The organism is Pectobacterium sp. A5351 (assembly GCF_028335745.1).
In the GTDB taxonomy this organism is placed as follows: Bacteria; Pseudomonadota; Gammaproteobacteria; order Enterobacterales; family Enterobacteriaceae; genus Pectobacterium.
The window spans coordinates 3,979,381-3,994,308 of sequence record NZ_CP116477.1; the positions used below are offsets into that span (position 1 = coordinate 3,979,381).

The 14,928-nt window shown below is 55.5% G+C and carries 10 protein-coding genes; 2 read left to right on the top strand and 8 right to left on the bottom strand.

The genetic code is table 11. The features are described 5' to 3' along the window. Positions 1 to 3 precede the first annotated feature (3 nt). From O1Q74_RS18390 to bioH, 5 genes are all read right to left on the bottom strand, one after another. Positions 4 to 1,749: an alkaline phosphatase gene (locus O1Q74_RS18390; protein WP_271874954.1), complete on the bottom strand. Its 1,746-nt coding sequence runs from the start codon at positions 1,747 to 1,749 to the stop codon at positions 4 to 6. 124 nt (positions 1,750 to 1,873) lie between these two features. After that, positions 1,874 to 2,857, bottom strand: coding sequence for a GlxA family transcriptional regulator (locus tag O1Q74_RS18395; protein WP_271874955.1), 984 nt, complete (start codon positions 2,855 to 2,857; stop codon positions 1,874 to 1,876). 106 nt (positions 2,858 to 2,963) lie between these two features. Beyond that, the gene (locus O1Q74_RS18400; protein ID WP_271874956.1) at positions 2,964 to 3,578 is read right to left on the bottom strand and encodes a LysE family translocator; all 615 of its coding nucleotides are present in this window, start codon (positions 3,576 to 3,578) and stop codon (positions 2,964 to 2,966) included. Between the two features lie 146 nt (positions 3,579 to 3,724). Continuing rightward, on the bottom strand, positions 3,725 to 6,841 hold the full coding sequence (gene acrD / locus O1Q74_RS18405; RefSeq protein ID WP_271874957.1) for a multidrug efflux RND transporter permease AcrD: 3,117 nt from the start codon (positions 6,839 to 6,841) through the stop codon (positions 3,725 to 3,727). Between the two features lie 378 nt (positions 6,842 to 7,219). Next, the gene (gene bioH, locus O1Q74_RS18410) at positions 7,220 to 7,987 is read right to left on the bottom strand and encodes a pimeloyl-ACP methyl ester esterase BioH (RefSeq protein ID WP_271874958.1); all 768 of its coding nucleotides are present in this window, start codon (positions 7,985 to 7,987) and stop codon (positions 7,220 to 7,222) included. Between the two features lie 89 nt (positions 7,988 to 8,076). On the opposite strand from bioH, the gene gntX reads away from it, so the two are divergent. After that, positions 8,077 to 8,778 (top strand): DNA utilization protein GntX, encoded by a 702-nt coding sequence (gene gntX, locus O1Q74_RS18415; RefSeq protein ID WP_271874959.1) that lies wholly within the window; start codon positions 8,077 to 8,079, stop codon positions 8,776 to 8,778. Between the two features lie 60 nt (positions 8,779 to 8,838). After that, complete coding sequence (nfuA, locus tag O1Q74_RS18420; protein WP_015842023.1) at positions 8,839 to 9,414, top strand: Fe-S biogenesis protein NfuA; 576 nt, start codon at positions 8,839 to 8,841, stop codon at positions 9,412 to 9,414. 69 nt (positions 9,415 to 9,483) lie between these two features. Here the strand turns inward: nfuA and malQ are convergent, their stop codons facing one another. The 3 genes from malQ to O1Q74_RS18435 are packed head-to-tail and all read right to left on the bottom strand — an operon-like array spanning position 9,484 to position 14,904. Continuing rightward, complete coding sequence (gene malQ / locus O1Q74_RS18425) at positions 9,484 to 11,568, bottom strand: 4-alpha-glucanotransferase (RefSeq protein ID WP_271874960.1); 2,085 nt, start codon at positions 11,566 to 11,568, stop codon at positions 9,484 to 9,486. A gap of 12 nt (positions 11,569 to 11,580) precedes the next feature. Continuing rightward, complete coding sequence (gene malP, locus O1Q74_RS18430; protein ID WP_271874961.1) at positions 11,581 to 14,103, bottom strand: maltodextrin phosphorylase; 2,523 nt, start codon at positions 14,101 to 14,103, stop codon at positions 11,581 to 11,583. A gap of 42 nt (positions 14,104 to 14,145) precedes the next feature. Beyond that, positions 14,146 to 14,904, bottom strand: coding sequence for a DeoR/GlpR family transcriptional regulator (locus O1Q74_RS18435; protein ID WP_005969330.1), 759 nt, complete (start codon positions 14,902 to 14,904; stop codon positions 14,146 to 14,148). Positions 14,905 to 14,928 lie beyond the last annotated feature (24 nt).

The window sequence follows — 14,928 nt, forward strand, 5'->3', positions numbered from 1 at the left end:
GGATTACTTTTTGTCCTGAGGTTTAACCGCAAGCGCGTCCACAATCACCCGGAACAGGTCAGTGTTTTCCATGTAACCACGGATACGTTCTGCACCTGGACCGCTAGCCTGAATGACCATATCGTCAACGGCATGAACGCCCGTATCGGAAGAGCGTGGCAGAATCCCTTCGCGGAATACCGCACCTTCCACTTTTTCGTAGGCTTTGTTGGCAACGTATTCATCTTTTTCGTTCTTGATAGCAGGAACGAACTGGCCATCCAGCTTCGGACGGAACGTTTCGTAATAATCAGGGAAGTTGTTGAAGAACACGGCCAGACGCTTAGAAACATTCAGGTCATCCGGGTAGCCGTCTTTGTTGGCGTCTTTATAGTTCGGATAGCCTGCATCTTCATACACACCGACTTTCTCACGCATCTCGGTACCCGGCTTGCTGTCATCTACCGTACCGATGATAGACAGGCCGTGCGTATGGTCGCCCGCCACGATAATCATCGTATCCGGGTTTTTCTCGGCGAATTTCTTCGCGATAGCCACAGACTGATCCAGCATGATGGTGTTAGTAAACGCGCGCTCCCAATCCAGCGGGTGAGAGGCTTTGTCGATCAGCGCGGATTCTACCATCAGGAAGAAACCGTCTTTGTTTTTGGACAGCACATCCAGCGCCGCCTGTGTCATTTCAGTCAGGTCAGGCTGGTTAGGGAATTTCTTGGCGACATCGTTTTTCAGGAAACGACGATCCATCACGCCATCCATGTTGCCGGTGTGGAACAGCCCCAGCAGCTTGGTGGCCTGCGCCGCGTTTTTCTTCAGTGAATCCGCATCAGTCACCAATGAGTAGCCAGCTTGCTGGAATTTCTCAACGTAGTTGGTTTCGTCTTTACGTTTTGATCCCGGCGTGCTTTTCGGCAGGAAGTAGGCAGAGCCGCCACCCAGCATGACGGTAGGCTGCACGTTGTAGAACATCTCAACGATTTCAGCTTTATCCGCACGACGACGAGTATGAGAGACGACCGCCGCTGGCGTAGCATCCTGAAGTTCAGCATCGCTGACGACGCCGACAGACATCTTGGTCGAACGGGTTAACAGCTCACCCAGCGTTTCCTGCTTCGGGTGCTCCAGTGAATTTTTGCTACGGCTGACGTACACACCCAGCGCATTCACACCGGATTTGTGACCGGTCATGTAAGCGCTCATGGTGTTGGCGCTGTCGGCCGCGATGGAGTCGGTACTGGACGTACCGGCAAACGCCATATATTGCAGGTCATCAATCGCCAGACGCCCGTCTGCCTTGCCTTCCGTCACCCCTTTGGACAGGATACGTGCGCCAGTGCGGTGCGCAACGGACAGGCCATCGCCGATGAACAGAATCACGTTTTTGGCTTTACGCGTACCGGACGCGGAATAAACGTCCCAGCTCACCTGTGTTTTTTTGCCTTTAGCTTCTGCTTCGACGACATATTTGCCTGCTTCTGGCAGGTTTACGTCTCGCAGCCAGATCGTGGAGGCATTGCCGCCGTCTTCACGCTCAACAAACGAGGCCGTTTTGCCCAGCACCTGCTGGTAATCCTTGCCGTTGATCAGAATGCGGATATCTTCCGGCTTGAGTACTTCATCAAACTCGACTTTAAAATCGAATTTCCCGCCCGCCAACATGGTGGCGCGGTCAATGGGATAAATAGCCTGAGCCTGCACCATCCCCGGTAAAGCAGTAGAAATCAGTAAAGGCAGTAACCAGCGAGCTTTCATTGTTATGTCCTTGGTTGCGTCATTTAACAGGACATAACGTAGTTACCTTTTTTTACAGTTTGATGAATTTCACCATAAATTATTGCATCTACATCTATTTTCAATAACAAATGCAATCTGGCTGTTACGTTTCAAATGCATTCTCCCGACGCCACTTTCCGGGCGCCATCCCCAGATGCTGCCGGAAAATGCGGCTCAGATGGCTGGGATCGGAAAAACCGGTATCTGCCGCAATTTGGGACAAAGTACGGGAAGTCCGCAGCATCAGCCAACAGGCCTGAGCGATCCTCATGTCCATGTACGTCTGCTGGATGGTACGGCCAATGCTCTTTTGCAGCGATCTATCCAGCTGTCTCCGCGACAGGCCGCTGCGCTGGGCAATCTCTTTAGAAGTTAGCCTGCTTGCCAGACTCTGGCGCATGATAGTCAGCGCCCGTCGTACCGACGTCGGCGCGCCTTCAAGCTCAGGGCTGTTCCATGTCAGGCTGGACGGCGGAACAAACCCACCGACCAACATATCTGACAACCCCTTGATAGCCCGTTCTCTCCCTAGTTTTTTTTCCAGCAGAAAGGCGGCCAGCTCGATGGTGGCGCTGCCGCCGGGGCAAGAATAGAGGTTTCCTTCCTCCATGACGTTCCTGTCCGTAACGGGGGTAATAGACGGAAACAGGGCTTTAAACTCACCAAAGTGACGCCAGTGAACCAGAATGCGTTTGCCGGAAAATCCTGTCTCCGCGAGAAGAAAGGCGGCGTTATCGACACTCACAAGCGGGATCTTGCTGCGCCGAAGGTGCCGCAGCAAGGGGAGATAAAAGGCGGTATCAGACATGACTTTGGCGGGTGTATTCCCACCAAAAATGACGAAATAATCGCAGTTTCCGGCATGGATTTTCTGCGTTGAAACCGCGTCGTCTGGTACGAGTACGACCCCACAGCTGGCTGTCACCGGCTGGTTATCCAGCGCAGTCAGCGTCCAGGAACAGTTCATCTGACGGCTATAGTCCTCCTCATCGCCAGAGAACCGTAGCTTGTCAAGAAACCCGCCGACCGACAGCAGGGAAAACCCCGGCATCAGCAGTAGAACAAATTTTACCTTGGGATCAGCCATTTTACGCCTGCTCAAAAAACGGATCGCGACAACGCAATCCAGACAGAGATAACCCTATTTTAACGCTCAGCGAGGGAAAGCGTCTTTTTCGCGCAAGCACCACCGTTTACTGCATAAACAGTACCAGCCCGCCAATCGTCATAAAGATGGCACCGCAGACCAGACTAAAGGCTTTACCATGCACAGCAAGGTAAGCCCGGAATCGCCCCGCCGTCAGGTTGATAGCCAATTCAACCAGAAACTCTACAGCAGCAAAGGTGGCAACCATCACGACAAATTGCAGTAATGTGTCCTTTGTCGGATCGATAAATTGAGAGAGAAATGCCCCGAAGAATAAGAAGACTTTCGGATTCGCCCCTGCTGACGCGGCACCCTGAGTAAAAAGAGATAACCGATTTATCGATGCGGTCAATGGCGCAGACTCACCGATATTCAACGTTCTTAACCGCCACTGCCTGAAACCCAGCCAGATAAGATACAGGCCGCCGACAAATTTTAGGTAAGTCAGGAAAGAAGGGTACATGTTAAGCAACACGTCAATGCCAAACAGGGACACCGTCATCAACAGCGCGAAGGCCAGTATGCCGCCCAAAATGGTATACAGGGTGATAGCAGGCCCGAATCGAATACTGTGCGTGATGACCAGTAGCGCATTCGGCCCAGGGGTCAGAGCAAGGCCACAACAGGCAAGCGCGAAGTAAAACCACACCGTGATGTCCATAAGATCTCCTCTTTTACAGAGGTATTAGAGCGAACTGTTCAGCGTGAAGAAATGAACAGTTCGGACTAAATCGTGTTGTTTATGGACACCCAGCAAGCCACCCTTTGACGAATACCATCAGGTCGTCAGGCAATGTCGACGATGCCCTACTCCAGCGTCTTCTCCTTCAACGGAAAACGACGCCGTACAACGACAAAGAACAGCGGCACGAAGAAAATAGCGAGGAAAGTTGCAGCCAGCATACCGCCGATCACGCCCGTTCCCACCGCATGCTGACTGGCCGAGCCCGCGCCGCTGCTGGTCGCCATCGGCAAAACACCGAAGACAAATGCCAGTGACGTCATCAATATCGGCCGCAGTCGCTGACGGGATGCCTCCAGCGTGGCTTCAACCAAATCCTTCCCTTTCTGATTCATCTCGTTGGCGAATTCCACAATCAGAATGGCGTTCTTCGCCGATAGCCCGACGACCGTCAGTAGCCCGACCTGAAAATAAACATCGTTTTCCAGACCGCGCGCCCAGGTTGCCAACAGCGCCCCCAGCACGCCCATCGGCACCACCAGCATGACGGAGAACGGCACCGTCCAGCTCTCGTACAGCGCAGCCAGACACAGGAACACCACCAGTAGCGAAATCGCATACAGCGCCGGTGCCTGCGCCCCGCTCAGACGTTCCTGTAACGACATGCCCGTCCACTCTAAGCCAAAGCCTTCCGGCAACTTCGCCACCAGCGATTCCATGATCGTCATGGCAGTACCGGTACTGATGCCCGGCATCGCTTCACCGACAATCTCCAGCGAGGAATAACCGTTATAGCGTTCGAGGCGTGGCGATCCGGTTTCCCAGACGGTTTGCGCAAACGCGCTGAAGGGCACCATGCCGCCACGGTTGTTGCGCACATACCATTTACTGACATCGTCCGGCAGCATACGGAACTTCGCCGCCGCCTGAACGTAGACTTTCTTCACCCTGCCACGGTCAAGGAAATCATTCACATAGGTCGAGCCCCAGCCCGTTTTCAGCGTGCTGTTGATGTCATCGATCGACACCCCCAGCGACTGTGCTTTGCGCTGATCGATATGAATCCGCAGTTGCGAGCTATCGTCCAGACCGTTGTGGCGCACGCGCGTCAGTTCGGGGTTGCTGTCAGCCATGTTCAGCAGTTGATCTCGCGCTTCCATCAGCGCATCGTGCCCCAGCCCACCACGATCCTGCAACCGCATGGCGAAGCCCGCAGCGCTACCCAAGCCGTTAATTGACGGCGGGCTACTGGCAAACACACGCGCTTCCTGAATATGACGAAAGGCTTTGGTCGCGCTTTCAATCACCGCAAACGAGCTACTTTCCGGCGTGGTGCGTTCGCTCCAGTCTTTAAGACGTATAAACAGCCGCGCCACGTTTTGCCCATTTCCGCCCGGCCCTGAACCAATGGTGGAAAACACGGACGTCACCGTGTCTTTTTCCTGCGTGAGATAGTACTGCTCGATCTTGTGAACCACCTGTAAGGTCTGCTGCTGCGTCGCCCCCGGCGGTAGCTGCACTTGTGTCGTGAACACGCCCCGATCTTCCTGCGGCAAAAACGAGGTCGGCAGTCGGAAGAACAGGAAAGCCATAACCCCGATGATGCCCATATACAGCAGCAGCCAGCGCCCGCTGGTAATCAATATCTTGCCGACGCCGCGCTCATACTTCAGCGACGTGCGGATAAAGCTCCGGTTAAACCAGCCGAAGAACCCTTTGCGGCCATGATGCTGCCCCTTGGCAAGCGGCTTGAGCAGCGTCGCGCACAGCGCGGGCGTCAGAATCATCGCCACCAGCACCGACAGAATCATTGACGTCACAATCGTGATGGAGAACTGGCGGTAAATCGCCCCCGTAGTGCCGCCAAAGAAGGCCATTGGCACAAACACAGCCGACAGCACCAGCGCAATCCCGACCAGCGCGCCCTGCACCTGCCCCATTGATTTTCGTGTCGCTTCCCGTGGTGAGAGCCCCTCTTCGCTCATCACCCGTTCGACGTTCTCCACCACCACAATGGCATCATCGACCAGCAGACCAATCGCCAGCACCATCGCGAACATCGTCAGGGTGTTCAGGCTGAACCCACAGACGTACAGCACGGCAAACGTGCCGAGCAACACCACCGGCACCGCAATAGTGGGAATCAGCGTGGCGCGGAAATTCTGCAAGAACAGGTACATCACCAAAAAGACCAGCAGCACCGCTTCAAACAGGGTTTTCACCACATCGGTGATCGAGGCTTTTACGAAGGGGGAGGTTTCAAAAGCGATTTTGGCTTCCAGCCCGTGCGGAAAATAGTGTGATAGTTCCTCGATGCGTTCCCTGACACGCTTATCCGTTTCCAGCTCATTCGCACCAGACGCCAGCGTCACCCCCAAACCAGAAGCGGATTGCCCGTTGAAACGACTGAGAAAATCATAACGTTCGGCACCCAGTTCTACTTCTGCAACGTTAGCTAACGTCACGGCGGAGCCATCCTGATTGACGCGCAGCGTGATATCACGGAACTGCTGCGGCGTCTGTAGCAGGGATTGTGCATTGATCGTCGCATTCAGCGCCTGATTGTCAACCGACGGTACGCCGCCGACTTGCCCTACCGAAACCTGGCTGTTCTGCGATTCGATGGCGCGTACCACGTCGCTGGTAGTCAGCACATAATCCATCAGTTTGGCCGGATCCAGCCAAATGCGCATCGCATACTGCGATCCATACGCAGAAACTTCACCCACCCCGCTGATACGACTAATCGGTTCCTGAATATTCGTCGCGACATAATCGGCGATATCCTGTTTGTCCATGCTGCCATCGGTAGAGACAAACGCGACCATCAGGATATTGGTATCGCCCGTTTTACTCACGGTGACACCCTGCTGCTGGACGTCCTGTGGCAGCTTGCGGATAGCGGATTGAAGCTGGTTTTGCACCTGTTGGCGGGCTTCATCGGGGTCGGTACCCGCCTCGAAGGTCAACATGACGCGCGCTTGCCCGGTATTGCTGCTGTCTGAGGCCATGTACATCAGGTTATCCAGCCCGGTCATACTCTGCTCAATAACCTGCGTAACGGTATTTTCCAGCGTTTGCGCCGATGCACCGGGATAGCTCGCCGTAATCCGCACGCTGGGCGGAGCCAGATCGGGATACTGTTCCAGCGGTAATGACTTGATGGCTAACATACCGCACAGGCTGAGAAGGATAGCCAGTACCCACGCAAAAATAGGACGGTCGACAAAAAAATTCGCCATCGCTTCGATACTCCTCAGCCATATCTTGACGAGGCTGCTGTATGAGCAGCCTACTTATAATCGAACAGAATCGGGTTCATTCAACCCAGAGAAAACCCTGCATACAAGGTAATGCAGATCACTTCAGCATGAATTTACTCGCCCAGTTCCTGTGCTCGCCCTGACGGGCTGCCACAAGTGGCATTTAAAATGCGTTTGCATTTTATAGGGGGAGACACGATGATGAGGTTCCCGTAGAGATGCCTCACACCGTGGTAGTCCCCCGGTATCTCGATCTTGAAACGACCGACATTATGCATACAGGGTGCCGAATTACCTTAACTGCCGACATCGGCTAAATCGTGGAGAAATTGAGGAGAAAATGTAAATTATCGTCGGCTAGGCCTGAGCGAACGCGATCACCTGCTCGGTAAAGGCATCGGGATGCGAGATAAAAGGCGCATGTGCGGCCTTTGGCATCACCACCGACGTCGAATTCGCCCACTGCTCATCCAGCAATCCAGCGACTTTGCGCGGCACCAGCCCGTCTAACGCACCATAAAGCCGCAGGAACGGCACGCCCAAGCCGGCTAACGGCTGACGTAAATCCGCTTCACGCAATATGGCCAGTCCGCCGTTTAATACCTCGACGGACGGCATTGGCTGTTCCAGCACCACGCTTTTTAATAGTCGGGCATCCTGCCGTGCGCTCTCCGTTCCCAGCGTTTGCAGCGCCAGAAACCGCTCGACCGTACGCTGAAAATCTTCACTAAGCTGCTGCTGAAACCCCTGCAAGACGTCCGGCTTGATACCCGGCCAGCCGTCCTGTGCGCTGAAACAGGGCGACGATGCCACGGTAATCAACTTTTCCACGCGCTCAGGCGCGCGCCACGCAATCTGGCTGGCAACCAGTCCGCCCAGCGACCATCCTAGCCAGACGGCGCGTTCCGGTGCCTGCGCTAATACCTTCGCCGCCATGTCACTCAGCGACATCGGTCCAAACCCCTGACTTCTGCCATAGCCCGGCAGATCGACCCTATGCAAACGAAAATGCGGGGCGAGTCGCGCAGTAATGCTTTGCCATACCTGCGCATTCAATCCCCATCCGTGCAGCAACACAAGATCCGTATTTCCTGCGCCTTCGGTCTGCCAATACAACGCTGCCATCAGTTATCTTCCTTCTTCAGGACACCCCTTCACGTTTGCGTGGGGTCAATATATTTCAGGGAAAACGATCGTTATCGTTAAGGAAAACAATGTTAACCATCACCGCCCGCTGCTGGCTATGTTTATTACCGCTTCATCGTAGCCAGCAAGGCATTTGCTCGTACTGCCAGCGCCATTTGCCGCGTCTGCCCGCCTGCTGCCCACGTTGTGGCTTGCCCTCCAGCGACACAACGCGTCAGTGCGGGCGCTGCCTGCAAAATCCACCGCCCTGGCAATCGCTCACCTTTATCAGCGACTATGTACCGCCGTTTAACACGCTGCTGAAACAGTTTAAGTTCCACGGTAAAACCGAGCTGGCAGCCGTGCTCGCCCGGCAGCTCTTACTGCGCTGGCAAATGACCTACCGCGATCGGAAACTCACCGGACAGGTTCCCCTGTTCCGCCCTGACCGTCTGTTCACCGTTCCCCTGCACCGAAACCGCCAGTGGCATCGTGGCTTCGACCAGACCGCGTTGCTCGCCCGTCCTCTCGCCCGCTGGTTAAACTGTGCTTACGAGCCCCGCGCATTGCAGCGCATCCGGCGCACGCCGCTACAGCAAACGCTCAGCGCCAGCGCGCGGCGGCGCAACCTACGGGGCGCATTCTCGTGTGACATTTCGCTATCCGGGCAACAGGTGGTGTTACTGGATGATGTGGTCACGACGGGCAGTACCGCCGCTGAAATCAGCAGGCTGCTGCTGGCTCAAGGTGCGGCGGGCGTTCAGGTCTGGTGTGTGTGCCGCACCTTGTAGTTGGGGGGAGGATGGGCGTATTATAACCGACAAGTGCAGTCAACTATTGAGCTTACTATTATGATCCGTATTACCGATGCTGCTCAGGAGCATTTCCTAAAACTGTTGGCAAAACAGGAAGAAGGCACACAGATTCGCGTATTTGTTATCAATCCAGGTACGCCAAACGCCGAGTGCGGTGTCTCGTATTGTCCGCCGGATGCCGTAGAAGCGAGCGATACCGTACTGAAGTTTGAAAAGATTTCCGCTTACGTAGACGAACTCAGCGCACCTTATCTGGAAGACGCTGAAATCGACTTCGTAACTGACCAGTTAGGTTCTCAGCTCACGCTGAAAGCGCCAAACGCCAAAATGCGTAAAGTGGACGACAGCGCCCCGCTGATGGAACGCGTTGAGTATGTACTGCAATCGCAGATCAACCCACAGCTGGCTGGCCACGGCGGCCGCGTGACGCTGATGGAAATTACCGATGACGGCATGGCGATTCTGCAATTTGGCGGTGGCTGTAACGGCTGTTCAATGGTCGACTACACGCTGAAAGAAGGGATCGAGAAAGAGCTGCTGGAAAAATTCCCTGAGCTGAAAGGCGTGAGAGATCTCACCGAGCACCAGCGCGGCGAACACTCCTACTATTAATCCCCTCTCCTGCTGATTTATTTCTTATTCCTCCCCAACTCGGGGGAGGAATCATTGTCATTCCGTGATTTAGGCTTTCTGCGTTTTCATTGGTGCGCCACGGCGCAAATCCATATCCCGAACCAGCCGTTCAAGGCAGCGGTCAGCGAAGATCGACTCCAGCGGGCGCGTAAGTTTGCGCCGCCAGTTGGGGTATTCACGATTGGTACCCGGCACATTGACCGGCGTCGCCATATCCAGCCAGTCTTCCAGTTGGAACCCGACCAATGCGCTTGCGCTATCGGCAACATACCGATGAACACCGCGACTCAGCGGCGCACCCATCGTCGTCAGCGCCGAGTTACGCCCCACCCGCTGCGGCAATAGCCCGAATTCGTGCAACGCGTTAAGCAGCCCCTGTTTCGCCTTCTCACGCTGCTGCATTTGTTCTTGCAGTAACGCCTCCGTCGGGTACAGCCCCAATTCCCGCCCCAGCGATAAATCCACGGTTTGCCAGTAGCCGCGCAGCGTCGGGAGATCGTGCGTGGTGATCGTTGTCATCGCCTGACGTGGGTAATCTTCCGGTGCGCGGAAATGGTTCTCCTCATCCTTTTCAAAGAACAGCACCTTGTAAGAATAGATACCGTAGTCATGCAGCTTGCTGACAATTTCCGGCGGCACCGTGCCTAAATCCTCGCCGATAATCAGGCAGCGATGGCGCTGACTTTCCAGCGCCAGCACCGCCAGCAGATCGTCAACCGGATAATGTACGTAAGCCCCGTTGCCTGCTGTCTCCGCCTTGGGGATCCACCACAGGCGCAAGAGCGCCATCACGTGATCAAGTCGCAGCGCACCACAGTGCGCCATGTTACTGCGCAGTACGTCGATAAACGGCTGATAGCCGCGCAGCTGCATCATGGTGGGGTTCATCGGCGCGAGCTGCCAGTCTTGTCCCTGTGGTCCAAGCGGATCCGGCGGTGCACCGATAGAGGCATCAAGGCAATAGAGCTGCCGTTCATCCCAGGTTTCCGCGCCGCCCTGTGCGACCCCAACGGCTAAATCGCGATACAGACCGAGCGGCAGGCCAAGCTGTTTACTGTGCGCGTAACACTCTGCAAGTTGCTCATGCGCCACCCATTGCAGCCAGCTGTAAAACGTAATCTCATCGCTGTGTTCACGGCGGAATGATTTCACGGCCTCACTGTGCACGTCATGGTAACGGGCAGGCCATTGGTGCCAGTCTGCGTAATTCTCGCCCTGCTTTTTCAGGTAGGCCTGCAACGCATCAAACGTCGCCTGAAGTTGCAGGCTCTGCCCGCCGCTGACGACAAACTGGCGAAAGGCGCTAATACGCGGGTCCAGCGCGCTGCGGGTCGTAAAGTAGCGGAAAGCCATCCGTAAGGCGGTCAGTTTAAGGGCTGTCACTGGTTCATAATCGACCCAGCGCCCTCCCCGTAACGCGGCAACCGCGCTTTGTGTATCCTCACGGTGCCACCATGCCTGCGCTTCCTCGCTCTGCTGAAAATCATCAATGCGATTCACGTCGATATAAATGATGTTCAGCCAGTGTCGGGAGGAAGGACTGTAAGGACTGGCGGCTTCTGGCTGTGCGGGATACAGCGAATGCAGCGGGTTCAGCCCCACAAAGGCACCGCCGCGTCGGGCAATCTGCTCCACCAGTTGGCGCAGGTCGCCAAAATCCCCGACGCCCCAGTTATTCTGCGAGCGCAGGGTATAAAGCTGGACGGTAACGCCCCACCAGCGTTTTCCCTGCTGTAAGGCTTCGGGCTCATAGCAGCGGTGCGGCGCGACAATAATCCGGCAGCTCCAGCGCTGGTCGGCCTGCGTCAGCGTCAGGTAGTGATAACCCAGCGGCAGCACGCCCGGCAACGCCAGCGTTGATCCACCCGTTATCTGTCCTTGAATTTGACCGCCGTTTTCATACATCAGCGTCCAGAGGAATTCACCGTGACCAGCAAGCTCGATGATCGCATCCCGCCCTTGCAAAAAGACACGAACAGGCGGCAAAGGCGCATTGCCGCTATCAGAAACGTCCATCATTGCCTGAATCTGGTTTCTGATTGCGGCCGCAACAATGTGCTCTTTGCCATAGGCATCGGTATAGCTTTCCGCAATGCCTGTCTGCTGGCTTGCCAGTTTATCCACCTTGAACACCCTCTCCTTTTCCTAACGATGCGCCTGCCAAATGCGCGTCTGGTAATCATGGATCGCCCGGTCCGAACTGAACATCCCCATTTTGGCGGTATTCAGCACACAGCGGCGCGTCCATTCATCCGGCTCACGGTAAAGCGCATCAACACGCTGTTGCACCTCGCAGTACGGTGCAAAATCGGCCATTAACATATAGGGATCGCCCAGCTTCAGCAGGCTATCCAACAACGGGGCGAACGCGTTTTTATCCCCCTGACTGAACGCGCCGCTCGCAAGCTCATTCAGCACTTCACGCAGCAGCGGCGTCACGGCAAGGTAGTCAGACGGCTCATAGCCCTGCGCCTGCAACGCTTTTACCTGTTCAACGGTGTGGCCGAAAATGAACAGATTGTCTTCACCGACCTGCTGCGCCATTTCTACATTCGCCCCGTCCAACGTGCCAACGGTCAGCGCACCGTTCAGCGCCAGCTTCATATTGCCCGTGCCAGACGCCTCTTTGCCTGCTGTTGAAATCTGCTCAGACACATCTGCGGCAGGAATCATCCGTTCAGCCAGCGAGACGCGATAGTCCGGCGGGAAGACGACCTTCAGGCGATCGCTAACACGGCGATCCTGATTAATGACCGCAGCAACCCGGTTAATGGCGTAAATGATGTTTTTCGCTAATACATAGCCCGGTGCCGCTTTGGCACCGAACAAAAAGACGTGCGGCACTATATCCAGATGCGGATTGTCACGCAATTGACGATATAGCGCGAGAATATGCAGCAGATTCAAATGTTGGCGTTTGTACTCATGCAATCGCTTGATTTGCACATCAAACAGCGCCTGCGGATCGATGACGATGTCGTACTGCTGGCGCAGGTAGGTCACCAGTTGCGTTTTATTATCAGCTTTGATTTGTCGATAACGCTCACGAAAACCGGCATCGTCAGCATAGGGCTCCAGCCCGCGCAACGCGGGCAAATCATTTACCCACGGCGTGTGAAGCGTATCGTCGATCAGCGCGGACAGCGCCGGGTTACACTGTTTTAGCCAGCGACGTGGCGTAATGCCGTTGGTGACGTTATGGAATTTGGTCGGCCACAACTGGTGGTATTCAGGGAACAGATCTTTCACCACCAGTTCCGAGTGCAGCGCGGCCACGCCGTTGACCGCAAAGCAACTGACGACGCACAGGTTTGCCATGCGAATCTGGCGCTGATGGCGGATGGCAAGCTTCGCCCACACCTGCCGATCGCCAGGCCACTTGTCCTCGACCTGCGCCTTAAACTGGGTATCAATTTGCCGAATGATAGACAGGTGACGCGGCAGCAGACGGCCAAACAGCCGTTCGTCCCAGCGCTCAAGCGCTTCCGGCATCAGTGTATGGTTGGTATAAGCGAAGGTGCGTCCGGTTATCAACCAGGCTTCATCCCACGGTATCTGATGCTCATCCAGCAGCAGCCGCATCAGTTCAGGGATCGCCAGCGTCGGATGAGTATCATTAAGCTGGATGACTTCGTAATCCGGCAGCGTGGACAGTGCGCGCCCCGCCTTAAGATGGCGACGCAAAATATCGGCCACCGAACAGGCACAGTGGAAATACTGCTGCATCAGGCGCAGGCGTTTGCCCGCCGCATGATTGTCATTCGGATACAGCACGCTGGTCAGGCTGCTGGCGGAAATGCCCGCCTGGGCCGCACGCAGGTAATGCCCTTCGTTGAATAGCGTCAAATCAAATGGATCGCGATGCGTCGCGCGCCACAGACGCAGCGGCTGCGCGGCGCCGTTGTGATAGCCAATCACCGGCAGGTCACAGGCTTCGCCTCTGAAAACGGTATCCGGCAGCCAGCGCAGGGTGCCGTCCGTCTGGGGTTGCAGACGCCCGCCAAACCCGACATCCACCGCCAGTTCCGCGCGCGGTACAAACCACGGATAGGTGTCGCGCTGCCAGTCATCCGCCGTTTCCTGCTGCTGTTCTTGGGCGAAGTGCTGACGGAACAGGCCATACTGATAGTTGAGACCATACCCCGTGGCGGGCTGCCCCACCGTTGCCATCGAATCCAGAAAGCAGGACGCCAGTCGGCCTAATCCACCGTTGCCTAAACCCGGATCGGTTTCCTGCTCCAGAATATCGCTCAGGTTCAGCCCCTGCTCAGCCAGCGCGGCGGCAACGGCGTCATACCATCCCAGATTAATCAGGTTGTTGCCCGTCAGACGTCCAGGCAGAAACTCCATCGACAGGTAGTTCACATGGCGTTGCGGCGTATTGGTCGAGGAAGACGTGGGCGATGCAGTATGCATCAGCAATTGTTCAGACAGCGCAAGGCTGACGGCGCGCCAGCACTGCACTGGCGTCATCGCATTAAGCGAGGTGACGCCAGCAAGCCGCTGCTGACGAAGCAGCGCGGCGGTAAATTCTGCGGTATCAAAAGCGATGGGGGGATAAGCGGAGGAAACGGGCTGCGTGAAAGCCTCTGGCTTTTTTGCCGCCGCTGAACGTGTTGACGAGCCTGATCGCTTTGCAGAACCCGGCTTTCTTGAAGAATCTGACATCGTGCCTCCTCCGTTGTCCGTCATGGAAAAGGCACATCGGGTTCAACACAACTCCAACTGTACCTTATGTTGTTCAATGATTTTCAGTACGCTGGGCGGTGGTGACTGATCGGTAAAAAGATAGTCGATCAAATCCATGTTGCCCAAATTCACCATCGCATTACGGCCAAACTTGGAATGATCCGTCACCAGCATGACGCAGCGAGAATTTTCAATAATCGCCCGTTTTGTGCGCACTTCATGGTAATCAAACTCCAGTAATGACCCATCCATGTCAATACCGCTGATGCCCAAAATGCCGAAATCCAGGCGGAACTGAGAGATAAAATCCAGCGTCGCCTCACCCATGATACCGCCATCACGGGTGCGCACTTCGCCACCAGCCAGAATCAGGCGAAAATCCTCTTTTGCCGTCAGCAGCGTTGCCACGTTCAGGTTATTGGTCACCACGCGCAGATCCTTATGCTGCATGAGCGCATAGGCCACCGCTTCAGGCGTGGTGCCGATATCGATAAACAAGGTGGCACCGTCTGGAATCTGGCTCGCCACCCGACGGGCAATGCGCGCTTTTTCGTCCGACCACATCATTTTGCGGTCATGGTAGGCCGTATTCACTGAACTGGACGGCAAGGCCGCGCCGCCGTGGTGGCGATGGATTTTATTCTGTTCGGCCAGATCGTTCAGATCGCGACGGATGGTCTGCGGGCTCACCGCAAAATGATCCACCAGCTCTTCAGTACTGACATACCCCTGCCGACGCACCAGTTCAATAATGGCGTCATGCCGTTGTGTCTGCTTCACATTTATCCCCTAAGACGCCCCGGT

What these genes read in the sequence shown, in the direction of transcription:
- O1Q74_RS18395 (WP_271874955.1), bottom strand. Translation starts at nt 2,857, where the DNA reads ATGGCTGATCCCAAGGTAAAATTTGTTCTACTGCTGATGCCGGGGTTT.
- O1Q74_RS18390 (WP_271874954.1), bottom strand. Translation starts at nt 1,749, where the DNA reads ATGAAAGCTCGCTGGTTACTGCCTTTACTGATTTCTACTGCTTTACCG.
- nfuA (WP_015842023.1), top strand. Translation starts at nt 8,839, where the DNA reads ATGATCCGTATTACCGATGCTGCTCAGGAGCATTTCCTAAAACTGTTG.
- O1Q74_RS18400 (WP_271874956.1), bottom strand. Translation starts at nt 3,578, where the DNA reads ATGGACATCACGGTGTGGTTTTACTTCGCGCTTGCCTGTTGTGGCCTT.
- acrD (WP_271874957.1), bottom strand. Translation starts at nt 6,841, where the DNA reads ATGGCGAATTTTTTTGTCGACCGTCCTATTTTTGCGTGGGTACTGGCT.
- gntX (WP_271874959.1), top strand. Translation starts at nt 8,077, where the DNA reads ATGTTAACCATCACCGCCCGCTGCTGGCTATGTTTATTACCGCTTCAT.
- malP (WP_271874961.1), bottom strand. Translation starts at nt 14,103, where the DNA reads ATGTCAGATTCTTCAAGAAAGCCGGGTTCTGCAAAGCGATCAGGCTCG.
- bioH (WP_271874958.1), bottom strand. Translation starts at nt 7,987, where the DNA reads ATGGCAGCGTTGTATTGGCAGACCGAAGGCGCAGGAAATACGGATCTT.